This is a genomic window from Leptolyngbya sp. CCY15150 (genome assembly GCF_016888135.1).
GTDB lineage: Bacteria > Cyanobacteriota > Cyanobacteriia > RECH01 > RECH01 > RECH01.
On the sequence record NZ_JACSWB010000109.1, the window covers coordinates 1 to 2,100 of the forward strand.

The following is a 2,100-nucleotide window of genomic DNA, read 5'->3' on the forward strand; positions in this document are numbered from 1 at the left end:
GTGGGTGCTACCAACCTAGTGCGATTAGACAACACCAACGCTGCCGCCATAACTCGGGCGGATTTTGTGTAAGTTATCTGACGCTGAAGCGATCGCCTTTAGGTAAACAAGGGCGATCGCTTCAATACCATCCATCCTCTGATCGTCCATGCTCAGACAACCTCTCAGCTTCAGAGTATCGGGATGGATGCACAGTACACCCCATTTAAGGAATCTAAACCCATGAGTTTTGACCCTGTTTTGAACCTCTCCACCCTCGATGGCAACACTGGCTTTCGCCTTGATGGCGCAGCCGAATATGACCTTTCCGGTCGGTCAGTCAGCAGCGCCGGGGATGTCAATGGTGATGGCTTTGACGACCTGATTATTGGGGCCCGCGGTGCCAGCCCCAACGGCACCCAGTCCGGCTCCAGCTACGTGGTGTTTGGCAAGGCGAGTGACTTTAATGCAACGCAGAACCTTTCCACTCTCAATGGCAGCAATGGCTTTCGCCTTGATGGCGCAGCCGAATATGACTTTTCCGGTTTTTCGGTGAGCAGTGCGGGAGATGTCAATGGTGATGGCTTTGATGACCTGATTGTTGGGGCATACCTTGCCGACCCCACCGCCGCCCAGTCCGGCTCTAGCTATGTGGTCTTTGGGCGCGCTGGCGGGGCTGCCACCCTGAACCTCTCTAGTTTGGATGGGAGCACTGGCTTTCGCCTCGACGGCGTGGCGGCAGATGACTTTTCCGGTCGGTCGGTAAGCAGTGCCGGGGATATCAATGGTGATGGCTTTGATGACCTGATTATTGGGGCACGCGGTGCCGATCCTAACGGTCAGCGTTCTGGCTCTAGCTATGTGGTGTTTGGCAAGGCGAGTGGCTTTAATGCGACGCAGAACCTATCCACTCTTAATGGCAGCAATGGCTTTCGCCTTGATGGCACAACGGAATTAGACAACTCCGGTTGGTCAGTGAGCAGTGCGGGGGATGTCAATGGCGATAACTTTGATGACCTGATTATTGGGGCATTTGCAGCTAGCCCCAACGGCAGCTTGTCTGGCTCCACCTATGTGGTGTTTGGCAAAGCCAGTGGCTTTAGTGCAACGCAGAACCTCTCCGACCTCGATGGTAACAACGGCTTTCGCCTCGATGGTACCGCAGCAGATGACCGTTCTGGTTATTCGGTGAGCAGTGCTGGGGATATCAATGGCGATGGCTTTGATGACCTGATTATTGGCGCACCCTTTGCCGACAACAACGATGCCGATACCGGCTCTACCTATGTGGTGTTTGGCAAAGCCAGTGGCTTTAGTGCGACACAGAACCTCTCCGACCTCGATGGCAACACTGGCTTTCGTATCGATGGGGCTGGGACTGGTGAGGGTTTTGGGTTGTCAGTAAGCAGTGCGGGAGATGTCAATGGTGATGGCTTTGATGACCTGATCATTGGCGCAAGCCGTGCCGACAACAACGGCACCGATTCCGGCTCTAGCTATGTGGTGTTTGGTAAAGCGAATGGCTTTAGTTCCACCCTAAATCTTTCTAGCCTGGATGGCAGCAACGGCTTTCGCCTCGATGGCGCAGCGGAATTTAGTATTTCTGGTTTTTCGGTGAGCGGTGCCGGAGATATCAATGGCGATGGCGTTGACGACCTGATTATTGGTGCACCCAGTGCCAACAACAACGACGAACCACTTTCCGGCTCCAGCTATGTGGTATTTGGGCGTCGTGATACTAGCATTCCTAGCCCGTTTGACGATGTCCTCAGTGGAACTGTAGATGCCGATACCATTCGGGCCTTAGCAGGGGATGACGTTGTTCGTGGCAAAGGTGGCAACGATCGCCTCTTGGGTCAAGACGGTAACGATCGCCTCTTGGGGGGAGATGGTGACGATATCTTAGTCGGTGGTCCAGGAAGCGATCGCCTTGACGGTGGAGCTGGTAACGACTCACTTCAAGGAGGCAGTGACCGCGACATCCTGATTGGCGGCACAGGCAACGATCGCATCGATGGCGGCAACGGTAACGACCTCATTACCACCGGACAAGGGCTTGACCTAATTGTCATTCGCCAAAACGATGGCTTCGACCGCGTTACCGATTTCCAAAACAATCGA

1 protein-coding gene and 1 pseudogene are annotated in these 2,100 nt (G+C 54.3%); one reads left to right on the plus strand and one right to left on the minus strand.

Annotated features, from left to right (window positions below):
- Nucleotides 1–24 precede the first annotated feature (24 nt).
- On the minus strand, nt 25–150 hold the full coding sequence (locus tag JUJ53_RS24975; protein WP_275415713.1) for a hypothetical protein: 126 nt from the start codon (nt 148–150) through the stop codon (nt 25–27).
- 72 nt (nt 151–222) lie between these two features.
- On the opposite strand from JUJ53_RS24975, the pseudogene JUJ53_RS01365 reads away from it, so the two are divergent.
- Nucleotides 223–2,100 (plus strand): annotated as a pseudogene (locus JUJ53_RS01365) (FG-GAP repeat protein); the annotation flags it as partial.

What these genes read in the sequence shown, in the direction of transcription:
- JUJ53_RS24975 (WP_275415713.1), bottom strand. Translation starts at nt 150, where the DNA reads ATGGACGATCAGAGGATGGATGGTATTGAAGCGATCGCCCTTGTTTAC.